This window comes from Gudongella sp. QWL-04 (genome assembly GCF_058683975.1).
This window is the reverse complement of record NZ_CM178754.1, coordinates 2,249,042-2,271,349: the sequence shown is the minus strand read 5'-3', so window position 1 is coordinate 2,271,349 and position 22,308 is coordinate 2,249,042. Positions and strand designations below refer to the sequence as shown.

Sequence of the window (22,308 nt, the reverse complement as noted above, 5' to 3'; positions counted from 1 at the left end):
AGAAACCATGTCTATTGAGTTTTATCCAAAGAATTGTTTTGTACATATTTCTGCAATGATCTCACAGCTCTATCAGGATTAAAAAAACCACAAACACAAGGAGAACCCATTCTGATTGCTGCTTTCTCAGGCGTCAGTTTACCTGCTTTTACCTTCTCAATAGTATCTACAACAAGTGCCTTTGAAATCAATCCATGTCCGCACATAGTAATGTACTCAAGAATTTCCTCAGGCGGTAGTTTTTCTTTCCTCCCCCAGATGTCCAGTGAAAAGTTTACCGAATGAGGTTTGATTCCAAATTCTCTACACATTTCTTCAATGTCTTTTCTGGGGCCTGAAACGGCTACGGACATCCCCAAATCCAATTCCTGAAGTCTTTTTATTGCTTCTTTTATCTTTTCTGCACTATTGAATAAGCATCTGACTCTCGGAACTTGAGTGAATCCAGCTTTGATCTCTTCTATACTCACTCCTGAAAGAATTGTACCTGTCTCATTAGATCCGGTGTTTATCGGACCGACCTCCCATACTAGATCGAGAACCTGTCTTAGTTTATCTTTACTTCCTTCGCTATTTATCCCTGAAGCAGCAGTTACCAAAAGTATATAATCGTGTTTTAAATCCTCAGAACTGCCTCTTCTATGTAATGAATGAGTCATATAATTTTCCTCCTAACGCTCGATTTTATAAGGTCTGCCTATACCAATATTCACCTTGGCATTCTCTCTAGGTTCCATGCCAATTTCCTCTAATAGAGCAAGGGCTGGAATGCTTAGATCCTCATCATAGCAACATACAAGATCCAGTGAGAATACCGTGTCTATTTCATCAGCAATTTTCTTGCATTCTTGAAGTATCTGCTTGCCTCTGTCGAACGGTACGACAAATTCAACGATGGCACTTACGAAGCTTTCGTTCATAAATTCTTCCTTGAATTTTCCTGTCTTAGTATCTTCAATCATTTCTGCCAAAGGATTATTATCTTCCAATTTTATTCCTAACTTAGCTAAGTGCATCGTAGCTTTTTCAATATCCCTTATCTCAGCGCCAATAACCGGTCTGCCTAACTCAAGGCAAACACCCAATTCTCCTCTGCATACCCTACCTGTAACATCGTTAGTTTTTACCTCTTCAGTTCCTCTTCCCGGTACTCCTGTCAAAGGATGAGTTGTTGAAGGATCACTAAAAAATCTCCTTAATTGCCTGCCCACTGAGCGTTCTTCCTTCGGCAGCTCATAGAAAGCGTCTGTAGGACACGCTACAGTCCTGTGCCGAATACAGTTCCCACATTCCAGGCATGAATCCTGGTCGATTTGTGCCTTTGCCTTTTTCCCATTCCCCTGTGGCACCATATGTATTGCGTCAACAGGGCAATATACTACACATATTCCACATCCGATACACTTTTCCTGATCTACTTTCATGCATACAACTCCTTTAGATATGTATTAATTATTTCTTTTCTTGTGCTTTATTAGCATCATAGGAATCAACTCTCTATAATCTACAACATCGTCAGCTCCAATTTCACTTTCTAATCCTAGCTTGGAAAGGTTTTCATGGCTCCTTTTAGATGCTTCAGACATTGATGAATCATGACCCATGTCTTCCAACATAGAGACAACCTCTTTCATTTCAGATGCTCGCCTGGCAGCATGTAGAATAGTGGGTGTAAAAAACCTATTCGCAAGTTGTCTCGTATCCATTCCTCCAATTGAAGCTTCTATGGAGTCAATTATCTTTTCAGTTACCCCATATTCCTCCGCAGCCAATAGACATTCCATAAGAACCTGAGGATAACCTTTCATGAAAATACTTCTGACCATTTTAACTGCCGAAGCGCCACCTGCGGGTGCATTCAACACTTCAATGTTCATTCCATAAGGCTTCATTTGATCATAGAATTCATCTCCACCTTCTCCAGAAAGGAGCAGCGGCACCTTTGAGCCTTGAAGCGGCACTGCTGACATAACAGCTACATCACAAAATTTGACTCCCTCAGGCCTTTGTAATTCAGAAATCCTTTGTTTAGTCACTGGAGAAGCGGAGTTGAAATCCATAAAAACTTGTCCAGGCTTTAATAGGGGGAGAACGCTTTCAGCCACTTCAACAGCTACCCTGGAGCTAGTTAGGGATATTATAAATCCAGCCTGATCAACGGCTTCGCTAATTGTACTAACCAACTTAACATTAGCTTCTTTAGCATGAGCTTTGATTACCGGTCCTCTAAGCGCATCCACCACTCCTATATCATAAGCTGCCATATACCTGAAGCCTTGTTTATCTAAGCCAGAAGATATGTGGTATGCAGCTTCACCGTATCCGATAAACGCTATTCTCTTCTCCAAAATCTCACCACCATCCATAAAATGTATATAATGCTTGTACAATCAAGTAAAATACGAATCTAAGGCCATATTAACCCAATTTTGTATATTTTCAGTATAATCGGAACATTTAATATTGTAAAATTCCATTTAAGGTAATTTAATATAACCAAATATCATGGTAGTATGATAAAATGATTATTGTAACTATGAATAAAGGAGTGTTTGATGTATGAAAACTGAAGATTGGAGAATTCTAGAAGTTATTTATAAGACAAATAATTTGACTGAAGCTTCTAAAGAGTTGTTCCTATCTCAACCTGCTCTATCAAAAAGACTCAAGCTTATTGAAAAAAAAGCTGCCTTCAAGATATTTAATAGCAATAATAAAGGTATCTCATTTACACCAGAGGGTGAATACCTTGCAAAGAATGCAAGTTTAGTACTCTCATTGATCGAGGAGACATTTAAAAAAGCAAAATCTGTTAATAAGAATACTAATGATGATATCGTTATTGGGTCGGCAAGCACCTTCGCAAAATACTACCTTGTGGATATTTTGAGTGAATTTAAGAAAAAGTACCCTGATATAAGAACGCAAATTAAAGTTGTGACAAGTGAATCAGTTCCCAACTTAATAGAGTCAGGTGAAGCTAGGTGTGGCTTTATGTTTGGCGCCAACAATCATTCATTGAAAGCAAAACACATAGGAATACAACAATGCTTTGCTGTCTCCAACACCCATATGACCTATGAGCAGATGCCACAAATACCTTTGATCTGGTATATTAGAAACTATGAAACATACTCATCCATAGTAAAATGGTGGCGTGATCACTTTGATCAACCACTATCGATCGACACTAAAGTCACCAATTTGGATACTGCACTTGATCTTGTAGAGAATAATTTTGGTTACACGATAACTTTTTCAAGCTTCATACATAAAAGAAAAAATTTTCATTTACTTCCATTAGTCAACCTGGATGGTAGTCCATTTGTAAGAGATGTATGGTTTCTTCACTCTGAAGAATCTGTAAGCGAAAATCTAATTAAATTTATAGACTTCATATCTGAGATAAATATCTCCATAGTACCAATATCTGAATGAAAAGAGCCGACCATATTTTGACCCAAAGGGAAATTATGATCGGCTTTTTTATATCAAGTTATTCGTTCAGTTGTTGGGGCTTTAAGCATGCCACTCAATCAATATGAATCAAAATTGCCATAAGAATCATTACTGCAATTGATCTATGGATAATCAGCCAGTTCTTGCCTTTCTTCTTTGCCTTGAAGCCATACATACCAAGAAGTATCTGAAATATCATAATAGATGCAGCAATACCACCCGTAATGCTCACCCCGTAGGACGTAAACTGGATGAGAAAGTGGAGTACAAGGAATAGAACTGCTAGAAAACCAAAATATCGGTGGTTTTTTACAATGAATCTCATAAACTTCATATAATTTGCTGCAAAGGTCTTATTATTATTGATCTGTTTTTTAAATTTCTTGTTCACAAACTTTACAACGTAGTTTAGCATTGTCAAGCTGTAAAAGAAAATTATAGCTACACCTAAAAGCTCGCCCAGGTCATCCAGAAAATCCAACACTTTACTCAGCTCCTTTTGTATGTATCTGAGGTTAGAATATCATAGCAACTGATTGGATTGAATTATATTTTACTTTATAAACCTACCTATCCAAGTGAATTCCCTCTTAAAATCTATTTCAAAAAATCTGGATGCTTTATCTATGTCAAAAACTACAAGCTCTCTCGACTGCTTCGCTTCTAAATCCTCTGGAAGCTCTTTTACTATATAGCTTGCATCCCAGTTTTGACCTGCATTATAGGTCAATGTATTCTGCTTTTTATCGTAAGTAAAAGCCTTTTTATTGATCATCCAAGCTCTTCTTATTGTATCTATCGCCTGAGAGCTGGTAATCTTTTCGCCAAAGTAGTCATCTAAGCTTAATCTTCTTATAAATTTTGGAAGGTCGCCCATTGTATACTCAGATAGTATGTCAAAAAATATCGAGGATGATTCCTCCAAGATATCAGGATTGTACTCGATGGTTTGATCCATCAGTTCATCTATAAGCGAAGGGATTATATCGAACATCCTTCTTAAAAATTCCCTATACAGTGCAGTGCCTATGTTGCTCTGAACCTTTCTTACGATCCTGTCCCTCATGACCTCCCTATTGGTCAGTCCTGCCTGGACATGACAAATAACAGTTCTTCTAATTATCTCAGGTGCGACTGCCTTTACGTCTTCATTTGCACTTATAACGACAGCCGGGAAGGATTCGTTGTTCTCTAGCACCCCAAAATCATCATTTTTGATCATTTCTATCGCGTGTGCACTAAATCTGCTTTGGTTAAGGTCATCTACGATTATTGGTGCTCCTTTTACAACTCGTTTTAGACCATCTATGTTTGTTCTTGTAAAGTCTGGTGCTACCAATTTTGTCTTCTGACCTATCATCATCTTTAAAAGAGTTTCAAGAAATGATGTCTTTCCTGCCTTAGATTTTCCGTATATAAGTCCAAATACTGGGTAAGGAAGCTGAGGTCTATTGTTTCTTTCAGCAGTAATTCTCATAACTGCCATGAATGGGCTTGTTAGAAACCACACAGCGAATGCATAATATTTGTTTTGCATCTCGGCCACATTTCCATAAAACTTTTCATAACCATTCATGTACTCTAGAAATAGCGTTGCATCTCTTCTTATATCCTCAATGTTCGGCTCAAGATCTAGTATCTTATCATTGAGGATAGCTCTCTTGTTGTCGTAATCCAATACTAGAGCAGGATACTCGGATCTCATCTCCTGATCTATCCTCTTATTCTCTATCAGTCGTCTTCTGGTTTCAATTATTTTATCCGGGGACAGAAATACTTTACCTTTCCTATCTGAAGGTGGGATGCTTTTCTTATATTGCTTCGACAAATCATCGACAGAAAATACAAATTTCACGGTGTCTGAATTCCCCGTCTCCTTTTCAATGATCATGGCCTTCTGAACTCTTACCTTTTTAAAAATCGGCAGCTCGTCTACTTCGTCGGTGAAATCTTCTATCCCAAGAGCCCTTTTGGTGATTTCAGAGGTACTGCTTGATTTAAGCTCCTCATACTGCTGGAGGTACCAATTAAAAGCATTATCACCATCTATATACACAATGTTTTCTCTCAGTAGACCTCTGAATGCTGAGTAGGACATGTTCGCAGATCCAGTTATAACTCTCCTTCTGCCGTCCATTGCTTCTAAAAGGTAGAGCTTTTCATGAGAAAGCTTTTTATCTGCAACATAAAGCTTTAATTTGCTGTCGTCTATCCTCTTTGTAAGATCGAGCTTGCTGCTTGCCGACTCCTTTAGATTCTCAATTGTCTTTTGTTGATAAGCCATTATCTCATGAAGGTCATAATTTATAACTCCTTCGTAGCCAAATATTATCTCAGTATAATCGAATAGTTTTATAAGCTCTGAAACAAATCCAATAGCTGATGAATATGTTATTGCATAGAGCTTTTCATATCCTTGGAATAACTCCTCCCAAGTCAATGCTTGAGCTTCTATGTAGTCCAATTTTACTACTTCTAGCTTATTTGTACTACTAGGCTGATTGTCGAATAGACTATCTTGATTATAAGTTCTCATAGCTTCGAATCTCCCTTTCGTTGTTACTCCCCTACATATTAATATACTACATTTAACTGGAAAATTCTTCTTTTATAGCGTGAAATTTGAAAATTCAAAAAAGAAAATGAGCTCCCTATAGGAGCCCAAATTGTTTGAACCTGCATATTATATGAATGAATGGGGGGACTTTATTACTTACTTCCTGATATAAGTATATAGCTCAAGTGTTAAGGTTTCATGTTGTTAATGTGAAATCCATGTAAAGCTTTTAAGATTCAATCTTTTCCTTGATCAGTCTACCAAGTCTTTCTATGCCAATGTTGATCTTGTCGACCGGTACTGCGCTGAAGCAAAGTCTCATGCAATTTGAACCCTTTCCTCCACCTTCTGTAAAGAACCCTTCACCTGCAATATATGCTACGCCTATTTCAGGATTGGATGCGGATTCCTTTAACAGCTCTGTGGTATTGATCACATAAGGAAGCTCGACCCATATAAACAAACCTCCGTCAGGGGTTGTATGTTTGGTACCCTCTGGAAAATACTGATTTATTGCTCTTAACATCGCATCTCTTCTCTCTCTGTGGACGTCGCATAGTTTCTTGAGGTGATCCTCGTAGTAGCCTTTATTGAAAAACTCCGCACAGATCATTTGAGGAAGTACTGAGGTATGGGAGTTTGTCGCAGACTTTGCATCTGCTGCTTTTGAGATTATCTCAGAGGATGCATATAGGTATCCAAGTCTCATCCCGGGGGAAAATATCTTCGAGAAGCTGTTTGCAATTACCGTATTATTTGTTTTATCAAATGTCTTGATCGGAGGAAGATCTTCCCCGGAATACCTTATATCTCTGTATGGGTCATCCTCAAGTATTATCACGTCGTATTTACTTCCAAGCTCAGCAAGCCTCTTCCTTCTCTCTAAAGCGAGTGTTATCCCTGTTGGATTTTGAAATGTAGGGACAACATAAACCATCTTAGGATCAAACTCGTTGATCTTTTTCTCAACGTCATCAGGATCCATCCCAAATTCATCTGTTTTTACAGGAACAAGCTTAGCCTCAAACATGTCGAAAATCTCAACTGAATGAACAAAGGTTGGGGTCTCTACAAGGATAACATCTCCCGGATCTATGAAAACCTGACACATAAGGTTCATCGCCTCAAGACCCCCTGTCAGTATCAGGATATCCTCCATACTTGCATCAACACCTTTTGGCTTTAATAGATGATCTGCAACGGCTTGCCTTAATTGAGCTATCCCCATTACAGGGCCATATGAAAGAGCCTCAGCTCCTTTTCCACCAGATCCAAGAATATCATTTGCAATAGCAAGCGTTTGTTCAATTGGAAGGGTTTCCTTAGCCACAGCTCCTCCTCCAAAGGAGATCATACCTGGATTGCTCATAGCTCCAAATAAGCTTCTTATTATATTTGCAGTGTTTTCCATGTTTTTTATTCTTCTAGCATATTTTACCACTGTCATCACTCCATCAAAAAGAATATTAGATATATTATACATTCTTTTTTTATTTAGTAAAGTGCTAAAGCTACATGTGAAAAAAAAGATCCCAAAGGGACCCTATTTATCTTCTCTGTATTCAAGTATATCTCCCGGCTGACAGTCAAGCGCTTTACAAATAGCTTCAAGTGTTGAGAATCTAATTGCTTTAGCCTTTCCATTCTTCAGTATGGACAGATTTGCCATAGTTATGCCCACTCTCTCAGAGAGCTCTGTAACACTCATTTTTCTTTTGGCAAGCATCACATCTACATTTATTATTATCGCCATATCAACCACCTCACACTGTAAGCTCGTTTTCAGCCTTGATCTCTACTGCTTCCTTTAATAGCCTTTGGAGTACAGCAGCAAATACTGCAACCACAGCAGGTGCAAAAGTGAAAACCATACCTACGACTATAATACCTGGCGCATCATCCAATTCACCAATGATATAGAACAAAGGCATCAAAACTATATATATTGCGCTTATAGAGAGCCCACTCCATTTTATCCTGTTCAGGGCCTGTACTGAGTCAAATGAAAAAGCATTATTCTTATCGATATATCCTAGCAGCTTCATCGCCTGAAACAGAGCATAGAAAAAAGGTAGAGCTGATACATACATTCCCCCTATAATCCCATACAGATATCTGTTCAGCTCCCATGGGTGGAGCATTGAGTTTTTTATGATCATAGGCAGTCCGTAAATACATAATGCCAGTATCGGTAGAGCTATCATTATGACAGCAAGCTTTAGAAATAGTGTTGATCCCTTTTTCATGTGTTCACACCTCTTCTGTTGTTTTCAAGGATATTTTATTAAATTGCTTATCGTTTATCAATAAATAATTTTCTTTAATTGATAAAAAAAGGCCTGTTTATTCGAACAAGCCTTTGCATTACTTAAATATCTTTATCATACCTTCATCATTGAGATATTTCAAAAGCGAAAGAGTTATCGGGAAACCAAATAATCCAAGGAACCCAAAATAGGTTGCGCCAATGAACATACTCATAAGTGCGACGATAGGATGTATTCCCAACTGGCCTCCAACGATCTTCGGTTCTATCATGTTTCTAACTACTGTTACAAACACGTAAAGTATGAACAGTCCGAGCGCTCTTCCATAACTTCCTATAACGAGGTTGAAGATTACCCATGGAACCATTATTCCTCCCGTCCCAAAGAGAGGCAGTATGTCGAAGGCTGCTATGATCAGTGCTATAAGGATAGGATTTGGCACATCTACCAAAATCAGTCCTCCTGAAAGTTCAATAAATGTTATGAACATTATCGTTCCGTAGGATTTGAATACTACGAGTAGAGTGTTCTTTAGGTAATTTTTGATACTTATAAGGATTTTCGCTCCCTTTTGCGAGAATTGTCTAAGTATAAAGCCGGTATGGGAGTCAAAGTCGACTGCTATAAAGAATGTTGATACCACCATCAAAAGTGTTCTCACAAACAATCCAGGTAATGACGTCGCAATACTTGAGAGGAAGCCAACTATACCTAATGAAATGTTCGTTATATTCTCCCCGATGGACCCTATAAATCTCTGAAAATTTTCATATAGTACGTCTCTAATCGTTGGATTGAGGTTGAATATTATCTGCTCAACAGTAGAATAGGTAGTCAAAAGGAAAGGTCTTATCTGCTCTTCATACACCAACGGAAGCTCAAGGATCGCTGATGCTATCATCGTGACAAGGTTGGCTCCCACAAGGGATATCAGGAATCCTATTGCCACATAGAAAATCAATACGACCATAGCAGACACTGGCTTATATGGCAGCTTGAATCTTGCAACAAGGCTCTTTGTAGGTTTTCTCAACAAATACGCAATAAGGAAGCCCATTATGAAGGGGCTTACCAGAGGAAGTATTAACTTCAGGGTTGCGATCACTAAAAGACCTATCAACAGATAAAACAATACATTTATTATAAAGCTTTTCTTAGAACTTTGGGCCTCCACGGCAACCTCCTGCTTATTGATCTTATTCAATAAATAATAGTTGTTTAGAGAATTCTACATTAAAAAGCGATCTCTGTCAATTGGATGATAAACAACATATATTTGATATTTTAGCTATTTCCTGAGCCTTGCTATTGGTCGTTTGACTATCTCTGTTGCAATAAAGTAGGATAATGCTACTCCTAATATGGTTATCAGATGATTTGGTCCAGGCTGCACGAAGTCAAAATATTCCGCAGACCATGGTACCAATGGAATAGCGACAGCCAAAGAACCTGCCACTATAGCAAGGCCTAATATTACATTTGATGGTTTCCCTGCTTTATAAAACGGCTCCATAGTTCTTAAGGATATCATACACATTAGCTCTGTTATAACACTTGCAATGAACCAATTGGTTTGAAGCACTCCTGGGGATATCCTATAGAATAGGCTGAAATATATGAAGTCAAAAACTGTGCTTACCAAGCCAAGGGACACAAATGTAAAGTAGAGTGTATGAAAATTATAAGACATCGGTTTTTCGATCTCCTTGCTATTAACCTTGTCGAATGCAATTGACATCATTGGAAAATCAGAAAGTAGATTTAATAGTAGAAGCTGTTTTGGCAACATAGGTAAAAAATCAACGATCAATAGACCTATTGCCAGAGCGTAAAAGTTTCCAAAATTCGAGACCAATGTTATCCTTATGTACTTCATTGTATTAGCAAAGGTCTCCCGTCCCAGCTTGATACCATCTACTATCACTCTTAAATCTTTCTCCAAAAGCACTATGTCGGCTGTTTCTCTTGCTACGTCTGCTGCGGTATTAACTACCATAGACACGTTAGCTGCCTTTAGTGCAGGTGCATCGTTTACACCGTCTCCAAGGTATGCAACATTATATGAATGCTTCAGCATTCTTATCAGCTTAAGCTTTTGATCGGGAGTTGCCCTTGAAAAAACTCTAATACGTCCTACAGTGTCCTGTTGATTCTTTTCAGGTAGACTCAAAAAGTCTGAAGTATCAATTATCTGACTCCTGTCAGTTATCAGTCCTATTTCTTTTCCAACTGCCTCTGCTACTCTAATTGAATCTCCCGTGATTATTGTGATATCTACGTTTAGTTTTTCTGCCTGGAGCAGAGTTTCCTTAGTGGTTTGTTTAAGAGTATCTGCAAATGATATGAGACCTGCTAATCTATACCTTTCGCCATATTCATAGCCAATTGCAAGAACTCTCCTTCCAAGGACTTCCTCATTAATTATCCAATCGTTTACTTCTTTAGTGCTAGGAACGCCAAGACTAAAGAAGTATTCTATTCCTCCTCTACGTATATGAAGGATATTTCCATCTTTTAATTTTACAACGGCACCATTGCTTCGGATCGATGGATCAAATGCTTCTTCCTCGAGTATAATAAATTTTCCAAACTCGTATTTCTGATCAGTTGACATAGCTTCATCTACGGCCAGGTCAAAAGGCTCAGGGGTACGCTCGTTCAACCCATGAGCAGCAAGCCTTGCAAGTACAAGAGGGTCCCATTGTGATTGAGGATCTCTGTAAGTGTCTATACAGGATAATTTGTTCTCAGTTATGGTCCCTGTTTTATCGGTGCAGATAAGATTTACCGCACCCAGGTCTTGAACTGAAGACAATCTCTTCACTATTACACTTTTGGCAGCAAACTGAAGAGCACCTCTGGACAGCGAGAATGTCATTACCAAGGGGAGAGCTTCAGGGATTACTGAGACTGATAGAGCAATTGCGAATATTATCAACTGTGTTATATTTTTTGCACCATCTTCAATCAATATATTTGCAAGTAAAACTACAGCCAACGTTAGGATTGTTGTCCAAAGAATAAATTTACTGATCCTATCTACTCCTTCTATTAATTCGCTTTCAGCTTCAACTTCTGATGCTGTTTTTGAAATCTCAAATAGTTTGGTCTTGCTCCCTGTTGCAATTGCCTGTGCAACAGCATTACCTCTTATTATTACCGATCCTTGAAGCAAGATGTATTTTGGATCTTGAGATACTGAGACATTCAAATCAAGCTCTTCTTTTGATGCAGGCTCACTTTCGCCAGTAAATGTTGACTCGTCTACAAGTATATTTTTTTGTTTTCTTATTACTGAATCGGCTGGTACTATGTCACCTGTTTCCAGTATAATAATATCCCCTGGAACCACTCTATCTATAGGAACTTCTATTTCTTCACCATCTCTGATTACTATTGCCATTCTTTGAAGGTATTTTTTCAACTTCTCAGCAGCAAGATTAGATTTATGCTCCTGGTATACATTTAGACTTATCCCCACGACAAAGAATCCCAGTATAAATAAGAAATCCACCATCTCATTCATAAAAAATGTTACTATAGCAGCAATTAATAAAAGAATGTTAAAAATTCCTTTAAGCTGCTTTGCTATCAGCTTGATTATCGAGTGCTCGGACCCTGGCAACACATTCGGTCCGTATATTTTTAGACGATCTACAGCTTCTTCATAAGACAACCCTTTTAAAGGTTCCATATCTTTCACCTCCATTGAACTGGAATTAGAATTCTTTATCATAGGAATATATACCCAAATTCCTGATATTTGAGGATTTACCTATTCACCACGTTAAACTAAAGTCAATTTCTCTAGAATTATTTACATTATCCCGTTTATTAGGTAAACTGATGGTAGATTCTAAATTGAGGTGATCAAATGTCAAGCTTTAAGGGAAAAATGGAAGAATATGCCCGGTTGCTTGTTGAGGTAGGTGTAAATCAAAAGCCAGGCGAACCTCTTGTTATCTCTGCTCCAGTCGAAGGCGCAGAATTCGTAAGAATGATGGCAAAGATTGCCTACCAACTTGGATGCACGGACATATACATGAATTGGATGGATGACGTTCTCACAAGACTGAAATATGAGAATGCTCCTCTTGAAGTCTTCGAGAGCTTCCCGAGGTGGAAAGCTGAGCCATTGGAGGAGTTCGCAAAGAAGAGTGGCAATTTTATATATGTTTCAGCAGAGGATCCTCAGCTTCTTCAAGGAATAGATACTAAGAAGATATCAGCCTATAACAAGGCCTCCGGCATCGGGCTAAAGGAATACAGAAACTACACTATGAACGATATAAATTCATGGTGCGTCGCCTCTATTCCAACGATTGCTTGGGCTAAAAGATTATTCCCGGAAATGGAGGATGCTGCAGCTGTTGAAAAACTTTGGGATGCTATCCTTGAATCTACCAGGATGAACATGGAAAATCCTGTCGAGGCTTGGAAACAGCACATAACAACACTTGAGGAAAAGGTAAATTATCTTAATGAAAAGAAATTCGCCAAGCTTCATTACACCTCCGAGAACGGTACCGATTTAATGATAGAGCTTCCTGAAGGCCACATATGGGCTGGTGGTGGAAGCATTAATGCCAAGGGGGATCTTTTCGTTGCTAATATGCCTACGGAAGAAGTATTCACTCTTCCTGCAAAGTACGGCGTCAATGGTGTGGTATACAGCACTAAGCCTCTTAACTATGGAGGGAATTTAATAGATAACTTCAGCCTTGTATTTGAGAATGGAAAGGTTGTCGACTTTGAAGCTGAAAAGGGTCAGGAGCTGTTGGCTGAGCTTTTGGATATGGATGAAGGCTCAAGATATCTGGGAGAGGTTGCACTTGTTCCATACAGCTCGCCTATTGAAAAAGCAGGGATACTTTTTATGAATACTCTATTTGATGAGAACGCAGCATGTCACTTGGCATTGGGTAAAGCTTATCCTACCTGTATTGAAGGAGGACCTTCCATGAATGAGGAAGAGCTTGAGGCACATGGGGTCAATGACTCCTTCACTCATGAGGACTTTATGATAGGCACCTCTGATCTCTCAATAGTAGGTATCACCCATAATGGAGAAGAGATAGAAATTTTCAAGGATGGTGAATGGGCAGTTTAAGGAAAAATCCACGGCTATCGCCGTGGATTTTCTTATTTTAAACTTTTTGTCCATTTCACTAAGTTATCCAGAACTTTATCTAGATATTTTATGGTTCGTTCATCCACGAAATTTCCTTTTTCATCAAAATGGTCCTGAACATTTGCTATAAGGAGATGATTCCCTGGTAATGTCATAGCGGATAATCCTGGTGCATTAAGCACCTGTCTAAGCTCTGACTGGCTTCTCGCCGTGCCAACATTGCCATTTGAAGCGCCTATTAGCATAACAGGCTTATCTACAAACACTCGATCAACTCTGGAGCACCAATCCAGTGCATTTTTCATTCCTCCTGGAATCGAATGATTATACTCTGGGCTAACTATCAGCACTGCATCGCTTTTCTTTATTTTTTCCTTGAACTCCTTTACAGTCTGTGGAGGATCCTTCTCGATATCCTCATTGAATACCGGCAGGTCATTAAGTCTTATGACCTCCATTTCATGCTCGCCCTCGTATCTTTGCTTTATGAATTCCGCAATTCTTCTATTATAGGATTTCTCCCTAAGACTTCCTACTATTATTGCTATCTTCATTAGACCCTCTCCTTTATATCAATTAAGGCACATTTACCCAATTAGAGAGTATGGAAACATCTACATTTTGCGCTTTATTTCGCTTATCTTTCCAGCTGTAAGGAAGTATTCCCGCTCTAGCCGATTTTTTTCTTCATTATTGGTGATCATTGCGAGCTGACCAACAAGAGAAGATAATCTGTTCTCCAAAATTGCGAGAGTCTCAGAAGAAATATCTTTTCTGATCCCTTTTTTATAGTTCAAGTACTCTTCATAGGACCCATCGAATCTTATGATCTTCTTATTCTTAATGATAAGAAGTCCTGTCGCTACTCGATCGATCAATGCTCTGTCATGAGTAGCAAACAACATACTGCCTTCATAGGCTGACATCGCTTCCTCCAATGCTTCTATGGATGCTATATCAAGATAGTTTGTAGGCTCATCCATTATCAATAGGTTGTTGTCTGACAAGATAAGCTTAGCTACAGATGCCTTTACTCGCTCACCTCCACTAAGCATTTCGATTCTCTTGTAGACGTCATCTCTTCTAAACAAAAGCCTCCCCAACATCGTCCTGGTATAGGTCTCTGAATGCGGACTTTCCTTTAATATAGTCTCAAGAAGTGTGCTGCTTTCATCTAAAATCTCGAAGTTCTGGCTAAAATATCCAATCTTGGCACTTGGTGATATTTTTATGCCTCCCTCCCCTGAGAGGATCATTTTAATGAGTGTACTCTTTCCTGAGCCGTTTGGTCCAGCAAGTGCAAGTTTTTCACCTGGTCCAATGAGAAGTTCAGCATCCTGGAAAATAATTCGTTTACCAAAGCTTTTATTTATTCTCTCCCCCGACAGGATCCTTTTACTCTGAAGTGTTCCCGCAGCAAGATCAACATGGACTGGCTTAAGATCCTTCGGCTTTTCTTTTTTCTCAAGGTGGTCAACTCTTGATTGAAGAGCCTTTTTTCTGTTGTCTAGATTTTGCTTTGCACTCTGTCCTCCCATTTTATGGAGCCTGGCCTCAGAATTTCCCATCCGTCTTGGAGTTTTTCTAATGGATTTCGATTTTTCACTAACCTGGACTATGACTGACTGTAGCCTTTCTTTTTCTCTCATGTATTGTTGATATTCAAAAATCTGTCTTCTTTTTCTTTCCTCTCTTTGCTCAATGAACCTGGTATAGTTCCCCTCATACCTTTCTATTCTGCCTTCTTCTATTTCTATGATACTGTTACAACAGGAATCAAGAAGTCTTCTGTCATGAGATATTATGATAAGCCCGCCCTTATACTCCTTAAGAGCTTTTTCAAGTTCCTCGATTCCCTCAATATCAAGGTTGCTCGTCGGCTCATCAGCAACAATAAGCGGATTCTTATTTTGAAGTACTATGGCCAATTTAAATCGAGTTTTTTCTCCACCACTCATCGTCTCTGAATAAGCTTCTGGAATATTTAGCTTAGAAGCATACTCTGAAGATATAGTTTTTATATCAGGATCATCCAGTTGGGAAATATAGCTATAGTTACATCTTATGTCAACCGAACCTTCATCAGGCAATATTCTACCAGTCAAAACACTAATCAATGTAGTCTTGCCTGCTCCATTCAGTCCAACTATACCTATCCTGTCTCCATCGAATACACTTAACTCAGGCAAATCAATTATTTGTCTGTCACTATAATATTTCTTGATGTTCTTTGCACTAATTAAAAGCATCTGTTCGTTCCCCCTCTTGTTCGCATGAAAATATGCCCAATATTACAAGGGCTTTCCATAACTATTAGGTTGATGTCTTAAATCAGATGCGCATTATTCCTTACCTTCTCTTTCGTGGTATTGGACTACTTATCCTGAGAAAATTATAGCACGGTAGTGATTAGGTTTCAAATAAAGAGCCAGGGACTATAATCTCCCTGGCTATCTTGAATTTAATCTTCTATACAGCTTCCGTCCATAATTCTCTGTCCGTTACCACCATTACCGCCTCTATTTTGTGCACCGCCGCCAAAGCCTTCACCGTTGCCAGCTTTTACTCCGTTGCCTTGGCCGTTACCTGCTCCTTGTCCATTCCCATTTCTCAGTCCGAATAGTCCGGTTCCCTTTAATAAGCCTTGGCTTTCACCATCGCATTCAGCCATCGCTGCAATGATTTCTTCTGCCTTTTCTTCAGTTATCTTACCGTCTTTTACCAGCTGATCAAGCATTGCTTTTTTGCCTGCAAGAGCTGCAGCTTTGAACTCTTCGTAGATTTCTTCTTCTTGAGCTAGTTCTCCGAAGGTCATATCCTTTTCCACCTTAAGTGCATATGCCTCTTCTTCTGTAATTTTAGTCAAGTCTGCATAGATTGCTGCAGGACCCCAGCTTGCATCTGCAAATGCTACACCCATAGTTCCAAGCATCATTACTGCCACTGCCAACATCACTACTGATTTTTTCATCTTCTACACTCTCCTTTTTAATTTGCTTATTTCTATCTATGTTTTAAGTATAGAAGAAAGATGTGTTCCAATTATGTTGGTCTTATGTAGTTTTTGTTTTTTTGATTTTTTATTTATAATTCCTGCTCTGATACTCTACCTCAGCCACTTCTTCAAGCTCATTTAGCTTTAATGCGAGGAAAAAGAAATAATTGGAAAGGATGTTGCAGGTATCTATAAGTGCATTGGGAACTCTGTTCCCCTTGTGAACGTGTCTGTATATCATCCTCACTATCTCCTTGAATTTTGTCCTTATCACATGAGCCTGGCAAGCAGATCTAGTGCCTTGAGTAAGTACAAATCTCTGGTATCTCCCCTTTGTCTCCTCAGACAGCCATCGAGTTGCCTCTTCTATCCACTCCATCTCTTCCTCAGTAACTGAGAAAAATGTCCTAAGACTGGGGTTAATATGATAGGTTATCTCACAGATCTTTATAAGCTCTTCCCTTAGGAACTCGTCCTCAATATCTGCTCTTAAAAGTCCAATAAGGCTTGCAGTCTCATCTGTAAGTATTTCAAAATCACATCTTAAGTCATCCCCATGATCGCTCAAAAATGGATAAGCCTCATATTTGCTTCTATACAACCCTTTCATTTGAATCCCTCCAATCCAGCCTCTCCCACCTTTTATAGGATTTGACCATATATTCTACAACGTCCATGTCATATACCTTCTTCAGTATTGCCTTTTCGATTACTTCCTCTGTCTTACCATAACCTACTTGGTATCCATCCTTAAGCAGTAGCACCTTGTCTGAAAGTCTTACTGCAAGGTTTATGTCATGTAAAACACCTATGACTGAATGACCTTCCTCTTTTGACCATTCTCTTAGGAAGTCGATAATTTCTACTTGATACTTCAGGTCAAGGTGGTTAGTGGGTTCATCCAGTAATATTATTTGAGGCTCCTGAGCAAGTGCCCTGGCAAGGTGAACCCTCTGAAGCTGACCTCCTGATAGCTCCAGGATAGGTTTGTCTCTGAGATCTTTTAACCCGGTTGCTTCGAGACATCTGTATGCAATTTCTCTATCATGTGCAGTGTGCTTTTTTAGGATAGTCCTCTTTATTTTAGGGTATCTTCCCATTAGCACGGTTTCAAATACAGAGTAAGAAAAGTACACTGACGAAATCTGAGTCATTACAGCCATCTTCTCGGCCAACTCGAGTCGCCCCATTGAAGCTGTATTCTTACCGTCAAGTGTAACCAATCCCCTTGAAGGTATCATACCTGCAATAGCCTTTATAAGTGTCGTCTTGCCGCAACCATTGCCGCCCATAATACAAAGGTTCTGATTACTATCAACCTCTGCTGATATATCTCTAAGTACGTCGTAACCATTGTAACCAGCGTAAAGCTTCTTAATATTCAGCATTGAGAACTCTTCCTCCCCGAAAAATAGAGATAAGTGAAAAAAGGTGCCCCTACCATTGCTGTGACCGCACCAACCGGCAGCTCTATGGGTGCTATAATCGTTCTAGCAATCAAATCACATAATACCATGAATGAGCCCCCAAAAATTGCAGTCATTGGAAGAACTATGCTGTGTGAGGATCCGAATAATTTTCTTACTATATGTGGAGCCACAAGGTCGATGAATCCTATCACACCAACAAAAGATATTGCACTTCCGGTCAAGGCTGCGGCAAGTCCCAGCAGCAGCCACTTAACTCTTTGAACGTCAACACCTATAGCAAATGCCTGCTCCTCTCCAAAGGTCAATATATCCATCTCCTTAGAAAACAAAAGCAGTATTGAGACAAGCATCATCATGATTGGGAGCAAGATATATATACTTGACCACTCCTTTAGTGAGAAGCTTCCCATCTGCCAGAATGTAAGCTGTGCAACCTTATCCCTGAATAGGGCTGTAATCATAGTAAGAATTGCATTTATAAATAAAGAAAATACTATTCCTACCAGTATTATAGTGTTATTCTCCATACTGCTGTCCAATCTTGAAGCAAAGCTGATGGCAAGTATAACGGTAATAATCCCAAATGCGAGACCGGTGAATGGGAGCGTAAAAGCTCTGAATACAGGCAGTCTTAGCCCTGTCACTATAATGATAGCTGCACCAAAAGAAGCTCCAGAGGAGACTCCCAGTGTATAGGAGGATGCAAGAGGATTTCTAAGAACCGATTGCATAACTGTCCCACTTACCGATAAAGCTGCTCCCACTATATACGCCAATAATACTCTTGGAAGCCTTATGTCCCATACTATCGATGACATCGTCTGGCTTGTGGTTCTGTTTATACCAAGAAGCTTCTCACCAAAAATTTTAAGTACTTCCATTGGTGGTATGTACACACTCCCAAGACCCACTCCCAAGACCAGGACTGCTAAGCTTAATACTACTGCTAAAGCCGCTCTTTGGGCTGTACTCATGATCAATTAAGCTCCGGATATACTGCTCTTAGCATCTCCTCCAGTGCTTTTACTATATTGTGATTGGGGAGTGAGCTTGACATGTTGTCGATATAGTAGATTTCTCCGTTTTTAACTGCCTCAACTGAGTCCCATCCAGCACGAGTTTTAATCTCTTCCACCGAGTTTTCGATATAGTTCACGTTCGTAAGTATTACCTGTGGGTTTTTACTTAGGATCAATTCTTCAGAAACTGATATCCAACCCTCTTGGTCAGCGAGCAGATTTTCAGCTCCAATTATTTCGATCATTTCATCAAGGAATACGCCCTTCCCGAAGCTGTACATATATGGAGCTGCGCTTATCTCAAAGTAAACAGTCTTTTTGTCAGTAATAGTCTCACTCAGACTCCTTATTTCTTCTATCCTCTCTCTCATTTCAGCAACTATCCTATCCCCTTCAATCTGGTTCTGAAGCGTTGCCGCTATAAATTCAATATCCTCATATATCCCATCAATACTATCGCTGGATGGAATATAAGCTACTGATATCCCCAACTCCTTTAGTGGGCTTAAAACGTCCGAACTATTACCTATACTAATGGTTGAAGCATAGATAATATCTGGCTTCATAGCAGCCAGTCTTTCAGCATCCGGAGACATCAACTCAAAATATTCCAATCCTTCGGGGAGGTTTTCTATATTTTTTGACTGAAGGTCAACTGCTACTAGCTTTTCTGCATAACCCATTTCAATCAATATCTCTGTTATTGATGGAGCAAGAGACACTATTTTTTCTATTTTTTCAGGTACAACTATATCATATCCAGCCGGATCTGTAGTTGGTAACGCAATTATCGAAGGAGTCTCTGTAGAAACCTCTGCCTGGGATGGTGGTGTAGAAGGATCAGCTGTGGTACAGGCTGAAAGCAGAAGGCTTATCAGTATTAAAAAAGTCAATATTAGTTTATTATTTCTCATATTATCTCCCCTATCCTATTTAATGTCTGAAATCTTGATTATAATTATGGACTTGTCTTTCCTTATACGGTGGATGTCCTCCCTCGTCATCTCCTCGCCAAACATTGTTTCCTCATCGATTTTCTTGAACACTACGTGATACTTCTTTTCCATTCTAAACTCTCCTTTCTTTATCTAGCTTTCTTATTGCAGGCAGAGTCTAAGTTGAAATAAATAAAAAAAGAACTGTAGCATTAGCTACAGTCCGAATTTACTGTTCTTAGAGAGATAGCCGCAAATATACCTGCGGTCATCCATTCCTCTGCCAATTGCCCGTTGGCTGGAACGATATTTTATGCAGGTCTTCTGGCTTACGTTATACGCAGGATTCACCTTCCCGAGTTTCCTCAGTGGATACGAATGCTACAACACGCTTACAGCGGCGGGACCGCACAGGATTCTAACCTGTTTCCCTCTTAGCCGTCCAATTGATCGGACGGAACATAAAATATTATTCATTTGTGTCCCTCTTGATAATAGCACCATGACTGGTTTAAGTCAAGACAACAACTTCTCAATATCTAATAATGCATTAATAAGCTTCTCATTGTCAGATCTGGATTTTATTGCTATTCGGATATGGTCTCCTACAAGACCTTCGAAACTTGAACATTTTCTAACTAGAATACCCCTCTCAAGAAGGGAATCAAATATCTTTTCCTCTGATACCCCGAAAAGCCTGATTAGTATGAAATTAGCTTCGGTGGCATATGCCTGGAGAATCTTGAACTGCGCTAAGGCACTAAGTAAGTGCCTTCTTTCTCTCTCTATGTACTCCTTTGAGCTTTCAACAAACTCCTTATCCTTGAATATAATCTCAGATGCTGCGGCTGCAAATGAATTTATACTCCATGGCATTTGAGTATCAGTAATCATCTTGGCAATTATAGCATCAGCACAGCAGTATCCAAGTCTTATTCCGGGAATACCAAAGAATTTTGTTGCAGCTCTTATTACCCCAACATTTTTATAGTTGGATGCTTGAAATAACTGTATGCTGTCATAATATATCGGGCAGAATTCATAAAAGGCCTCATCAAGAAGCAAAAATGCATTTTTCTTTGATATGATGCCATATATCTCGAGTAAGGTTTCCTTGGGGATCCTTCTTCCTGTAGGATTATTTGGGTTCCCAAGTATCACAAGATCTCCTTTTTCAACTATTTCAAACATCTCAGGTTTTATCATAAAATCCATGCCAGGACTGATTCTTATTGTTTCTTTTTTGTGTACTGAAGCCCTTTCAACATATTCAGAAAATGAAGGAATCGCAACAACTACTCTTTCAAATGACATAATAAAGCTGTCAATTATCTCGACTGCTCCATTACCAGCTATTACATTACTGTCGTTACACCCAAGATATTCTGATAGGTTGCTTTTAAGCACTCTATATTTTATATCAGGATAGGATCTCAAACCTTCAAAGCTTTTAATCAACTGTACCTCAAGACCCTTAGGGTATCCTATGGGATTTATGTTGCTGCTAAAATCTATGATATCATTTCTTTTATTTCCGAAGTATGTTAGTATATCTCCGCCATGTTTCATATGGGACCTCCAATTATATTAGGTACGATATCAATATCCAAAACAAAATAACTCCAATCTCAGTGCGGTACATTATTTCCACCACACTTTTTACATGTTTTTCACTTGATGCTTCACATTTGTCTCCGAGGAATGGTTTATCAACAAAGACACCTCCATAATAACTCCCCCCTCCAAGTCTGATCCTGAGAAGTCCTGCCGCAGCGCTTTCAGGCCAGCCGCTGTTGGGGCTTTTATGTTTATAGTGATCTCTTATTAAAATCCTGTAGCCATTCTTTAAGTCAAATTTCCCGATAGACGTTAGTACCATCATCAATGAAGTGATCCTTGATGGCAAAATATTTAGGATATCATCTGTTCTTGCTGGGAAATATCCTAAATATCTGTATTTATGGTTTTTATAACCAAGCATAGAGTCCATTGTATTTGCAAACTTATATGCCACTCCTCCAGCAGGTCCGAGGAGCATCATATAAAACAGAGGGGCTATTATACCATCTGACGTGTTCTCAGATACAGTCTCTACCAATGCTTTATAAATATCCTCTTCTTTCAATTTATCGGTATCTCTCCCCACGATGTAAGACAATCTTACCCTTCCTTCATTCAAGGATCTTTTCAACGCCTTGGTAACCTCGAAAGCCTCGGAATGTAGATCTCTTGCCGCAACACATGAATATACTAAATACGAACTCAGTAAGAAGTGTAATACCCTATTGGAATCAAGCAATTTTAATAGGGAAAACGGCAGGAAGAAACCTATGAATAGATTTATAGAAACGATCAAAAGACCGGCAACCGCTAAACCAAGATCATTATGCACTATATTTCTAACTATTTTCTCCTCAAGGCATATTAGCTTGCCCATTGCCCTCACAGGGTGAGGAAAGCTTTTTGGGTCTCCTATAAGAATATCTAAGATTACACCTGCAATTATTTCTACCAT

22 protein-coding genes and 1 riboswitch are annotated in these 22,308 nt (G+C 39.1%); of the genes, 2 read left to right on the top strand and 20 right to left on the bottom strand.

What is annotated here, in order from left to right; all coding sequences use genetic code 11:
* Positions 1 to 11: 11 nt before the first annotated feature.
* Genes AC4PHB_RS11315 through AC4PHB_RS11305 form a run of 3 tightly spaced genes read right to left on the bottom strand, consistent with a single transcriptional unit; the run spans position 12 to position 2,348 of the window.
* A complete protein-coding gene (locus AC4PHB_RS11315; RefSeq protein ID WP_492136530.1) occupies positions 12 to 659 on the bottom strand; it encodes a hypothetical protein in 648 nt (215 codons plus the stop codon).
* Between the two features lie 12 nt (positions 660 to 671).
* Positions 672 to 1,424: a DUF362 domain-containing protein gene (locus AC4PHB_RS11310; RefSeq protein ID WP_492136529.1), complete on the bottom strand. Its 753-nt coding sequence runs from the start codon at positions 1,422 to 1,424 to the stop codon at positions 672 to 674.
* Positions 1,425 to 1,448: 24 nt separating this feature from the next.
* Positions 1,449 to 2,348: a DUF1932 domain-containing protein gene (locus tag AC4PHB_RS11305; protein WP_492136528.1), complete on the bottom strand. Its 900-nt coding sequence runs from the start codon at positions 2,346 to 2,348 to the stop codon at positions 1,449 to 1,451.
* A gap of 211 nt (positions 2,349 to 2,559) precedes the next feature.
* On the opposite strand from AC4PHB_RS11305, the gene AC4PHB_RS11300 reads away from it, so the two are divergent.
* Positions 2,560 to 3,438: a LysR family transcriptional regulator gene (locus tag AC4PHB_RS11300; protein WP_492136527.1), complete on the top strand. Its 879-nt coding sequence runs from the start codon at positions 2,560 to 2,562 to the stop codon at positions 3,436 to 3,438.
* Between the two features lie 94 nt (positions 3,439 to 3,532).
* Here AC4PHB_RS11300 and AC4PHB_RS11295 read toward each other — a convergent pair whose 3' ends face one another.
* The 7 genes from AC4PHB_RS11295 to AC4PHB_RS11265 all read right to left on the bottom strand — a co-directional run bounded on the left by AC4PHB_RS11295 (position 3,533) and on the right by AC4PHB_RS11265 (position 11,977).
* Positions 3,533 to 3,943, bottom strand: a complete 411-nt coding sequence (locus AC4PHB_RS11295; RefSeq protein ID WP_492136526.1) for a hypothetical protein — start codon at positions 3,941 to 3,943, stop codon at positions 3,533 to 3,535.
* A gap of 69 nt (positions 3,944 to 4,012) precedes the next feature.
* Positions 4,013 to 5,995 carry a phospholipase D family protein gene (locus AC4PHB_RS11290; protein ID WP_492136525.1) on the bottom strand — a complete coding sequence of 661 codons (1,983 nt, stop codon included), beginning with the start codon at positions 5,993 to 5,995 and terminating at the stop codon, positions 4,013 to 4,015.
* A 250-nt stretch (positions 5,996 to 6,245) separates the two neighbouring features.
* Positions 6,246 to 7,457, bottom strand: a complete 1,212-nt coding sequence (locus AC4PHB_RS11285) for an aminotransferase-like domain-containing protein (protein ID WP_492136524.1) — start codon at positions 7,455 to 7,457, stop codon at positions 6,246 to 6,248.
* 102 nt (positions 7,458 to 7,559) lie between these two features.
* On the bottom strand, positions 7,560 to 7,769 hold the full coding sequence (locus tag AC4PHB_RS11280) for a helix-turn-helix domain-containing protein (RefSeq protein WP_492136523.1): 210 nt from the start codon (positions 7,767 to 7,769) through the stop codon (positions 7,560 to 7,562).
* Between the two features lie 10 nt (positions 7,770 to 7,779).
* Positions 7,780 to 8,262 (bottom strand): DUF2975 domain-containing protein, encoded by a 483-nt coding sequence (locus AC4PHB_RS11275; RefSeq protein WP_492136522.1) that lies wholly within the window; start codon positions 8,260 to 8,262, stop codon positions 7,780 to 7,782.
* 118 nt (positions 8,263 to 8,380) lie between these two features.
* Complete coding sequence (ytvI, locus tag AC4PHB_RS11270) at positions 8,381 to 9,457, bottom strand: sporulation integral membrane protein YtvI (RefSeq protein ID WP_492136521.1); 1,077 nt, start codon at positions 9,455 to 9,457, stop codon at positions 8,381 to 8,383.
* A 114-nt stretch (positions 9,458 to 9,571) separates the two neighbouring features.
* Positions 9,572 to 11,977: a cation-translocating P-type ATPase gene (locus AC4PHB_RS11265; protein ID WP_492136520.1), complete on the bottom strand. Its 2,406-nt coding sequence runs from the start codon at positions 11,975 to 11,977 to the stop codon at positions 9,572 to 9,574.
* Between the two features lie 180 nt (positions 11,978 to 12,157).
* On the opposite strand from AC4PHB_RS11265, the gene AC4PHB_RS11260 reads away from it, so the two are divergent.
* Complete coding sequence (locus tag AC4PHB_RS11260; RefSeq protein WP_492136519.1) at positions 12,158 to 13,393, top strand: aminopeptidase; 1,236 nt, start codon at positions 12,158 to 12,160, stop codon at positions 13,391 to 13,393.
* A gap of 32 nt (positions 13,394 to 13,425) precedes the next feature.
* Here the strand turns inward: AC4PHB_RS11260 and AC4PHB_RS11255 are convergent, their stop codons facing one another.
* The 10 genes from AC4PHB_RS11255 to cbiB all read right to left on the bottom strand — a co-directional run bounded on the left by AC4PHB_RS11255 (position 13,426) and on the right by cbiB (position 22,308).
* Entirely contained in the window at positions 13,426 to 13,968 is a 543-nt protein-coding gene (locus AC4PHB_RS11255) for an NADPH-dependent FMN reductase (protein ID WP_492136518.1), read from the bottom strand.
* Positions 13,969 to 14,028: 60 nt separating this feature from the next.
* Positions 14,029 to 15,663 carry a ribosomal protection-like ABC-F family protein gene (gene abc-f / locus AC4PHB_RS11250; protein WP_492136517.1) on the bottom strand — a complete coding sequence of 545 codons (1,635 nt, stop codon included), beginning with the start codon at positions 15,661 to 15,663 and terminating at the stop codon, positions 14,029 to 14,031.
* A 212-nt stretch (positions 15,664 to 15,875) separates the two neighbouring features.
* Positions 15,876 to 16,385 carry a hypothetical protein gene (locus AC4PHB_RS11245; protein WP_492136516.1) on the bottom strand — a complete coding sequence of 170 codons (510 nt, stop codon included), beginning with the start codon at positions 16,383 to 16,385 and terminating at the stop codon, positions 15,876 to 15,878.
* 109 nt (positions 16,386 to 16,494) lie between these two features.
* A complete protein-coding gene (locus AC4PHB_RS11240) occupies positions 16,495 to 17,019 on the bottom strand; it encodes a hypothetical protein (protein ID WP_492136515.1) in 525 nt (174 codons plus the stop codon).
* Complete coding sequence (locus AC4PHB_RS11235; protein ID WP_492136514.1) at positions 17,003 to 17,797, bottom strand: ABC transporter ATP-binding protein; 795 nt, start codon at positions 17,795 to 17,797, stop codon at positions 17,003 to 17,005. Before AC4PHB_RS11235 ends, AC4PHB_RS11240 begins: the two co-directional genes overlap by 17 nt.
* A complete protein-coding gene (locus AC4PHB_RS11230) occupies positions 17,791 to 18,813 on the bottom strand; it encodes a FecCD family ABC transporter permease (protein ID WP_492137773.1) in 1,023 nt (340 codons plus the stop codon). The genes AC4PHB_RS11235 and AC4PHB_RS11230 overlap by 7 nt, the downstream gene beginning before the upstream one ends.
* A gap of 2 nt (positions 18,814 to 18,815) precedes the next feature.
* The gene (locus tag AC4PHB_RS11225; protein ID WP_492136513.1) at positions 18,816 to 19,772 is read right to left on the bottom strand and encodes an ABC transporter substrate-binding protein; all 957 of its coding nucleotides are present in this window, start codon (positions 19,770 to 19,772) and stop codon (positions 18,816 to 18,818) included.
* Between the two features lie 15 nt (positions 19,773 to 19,787).
* Positions 19,788 to 19,925: a hypothetical protein gene (locus AC4PHB_RS11220; protein WP_164906110.1), complete on the bottom strand. Its 138-nt coding sequence runs from the start codon at positions 19,923 to 19,925 to the stop codon at positions 19,788 to 19,790.
* Between the two features lie 165 nt (positions 19,926 to 20,090).
* A riboswitch (cobalamin riboswitch) is annotated at positions 20,091 to 20,273 on the bottom strand.
* 36 nt (positions 20,274 to 20,309) lie between these two features.
* Complete coding sequence (locus AC4PHB_RS11215) at positions 20,310 to 21,362, bottom strand: pyridoxal phosphate-dependent aminotransferase (RefSeq protein ID WP_492136512.1); 1,053 nt, start codon at positions 21,360 to 21,362, stop codon at positions 20,310 to 20,312.
* 13 nt (positions 21,363 to 21,375) lie between these two features.
* Positions 21,376 to 22,308 carry an adenosylcobinamide-phosphate synthase CbiB gene (cbiB, locus tag AC4PHB_RS11210; protein ID WP_492136511.1) on the bottom strand — a complete coding sequence of 311 codons (933 nt, stop codon included), beginning with the start codon at positions 22,306 to 22,308 and terminating at the stop codon, positions 21,376 to 21,378.

Bases quoted from the DNA above. Each gene is read 5' to 3' on its own strand.
- AC4PHB_RS11315 (WP_492136530.1), bottom strand. From the start codon at position 659: ATGACTCATTCATTACATAGAAGAGGCAGTTCTGAGGATTTAAAACAC.
- AC4PHB_RS11310 (WP_492136529.1), bottom strand. From the start codon at position 1,424: ATGAAAGTAGATCAGGAAAAGTGTATCGGATGTGGAATATGTGTAGTA.
- AC4PHB_RS11300 (WP_492136527.1), top strand. From the start codon at position 2,560: ATGAAAACTGAAGATTGGAGAATTCTAGAAGTTATTTATAAGACAAAT.
- AC4PHB_RS11290 (WP_492136525.1), bottom strand. From the start codon at position 5,995: ATGAGAACTTATAATCAAGATAGTCTATTCGACAATCAGCCTAGTAGT.
- AC4PHB_RS11280 (WP_492136523.1), bottom strand. From the start codon at position 7,769: ATGGCGATAATAATAAATGTAGATGTGATGCTTGCCAAAAGAAAAATG.
- AC4PHB_RS11275 (WP_492136522.1), bottom strand. From the start codon at position 8,262: ATGAAAAAGGGATCAACACTATTTCTAAAGCTTGCTGTCATAATGATA.
- AC4PHB_RS11265 (WP_492136520.1), bottom strand. From the start codon at position 11,977: ATGGAACCTTTAAAAGGGTTGTCTTATGAAGAAGCTGTAGATCGTCTA.
- AC4PHB_RS11260 (WP_492136519.1), top strand. From the start codon at position 12,158: ATGTCAAGCTTTAAGGGAAAAATGGAAGAATATGCCCGGTTGCTTGTT.
- AC4PHB_RS11255 (WP_492136518.1), bottom strand. From the start codon at position 13,968: ATGAAGATAGCAATAATAGTAGGAAGTCTTAGGGAGAAATCCTATAAT.
- abc-f (WP_492136517.1), bottom strand. From the start codon at position 15,663: ATGCTTTTAATTAGTGCAAAGAACATCAAGAAATATTATAGTGACAGA.
- AC4PHB_RS11245 (WP_492136516.1), bottom strand. From the start codon at position 16,385: ATGAAAAAATCAGTAGTGATGTTGGCAGTGGCAGTAATGATGCTTGGA.
- AC4PHB_RS11240 (WP_492136515.1), bottom strand. From the start codon at position 17,019: ATGAAAGGGTTGTATAGAAGCAAATATGAGGCTTATCCATTTTTGAGC.
- AC4PHB_RS11235 (WP_492136514.1), bottom strand. From the start codon at position 17,797: ATGCTGAATATTAAGAAGCTTTACGCTGGTTACAATGGTTACGACGTA.
- AC4PHB_RS11230 (WP_492137773.1), bottom strand. From the start codon at position 18,813: ATGAGTACAGCCCAAAGAGCGGCTTTAGCAGTAGTATTAAGCTTAGCA.
- AC4PHB_RS11225 (WP_492136513.1), bottom strand. From the start codon at position 19,772: ATGAGAAATAATAAACTAATATTGACTTTTTTAATACTGATAAGCCTT.
- AC4PHB_RS11220 (WP_164906110.1), bottom strand. From the start codon at position 19,925: ATGGAAAAGAAGTATCACGTAGTGTTCAAGAAAATCGATGAGGAAACA.
- AC4PHB_RS11215 (WP_492136512.1), bottom strand. From the start codon at position 21,362: ATGAAACATGGCGGAGATATACTAACATACTTCGGAAATAAAAGAAAT.
- cbiB (WP_492136511.1), bottom strand. From the start codon at position 22,308: ATGGTAGAAATAATTGCAGGTGTAATCTTAGATATTCTTATAGGAGAC.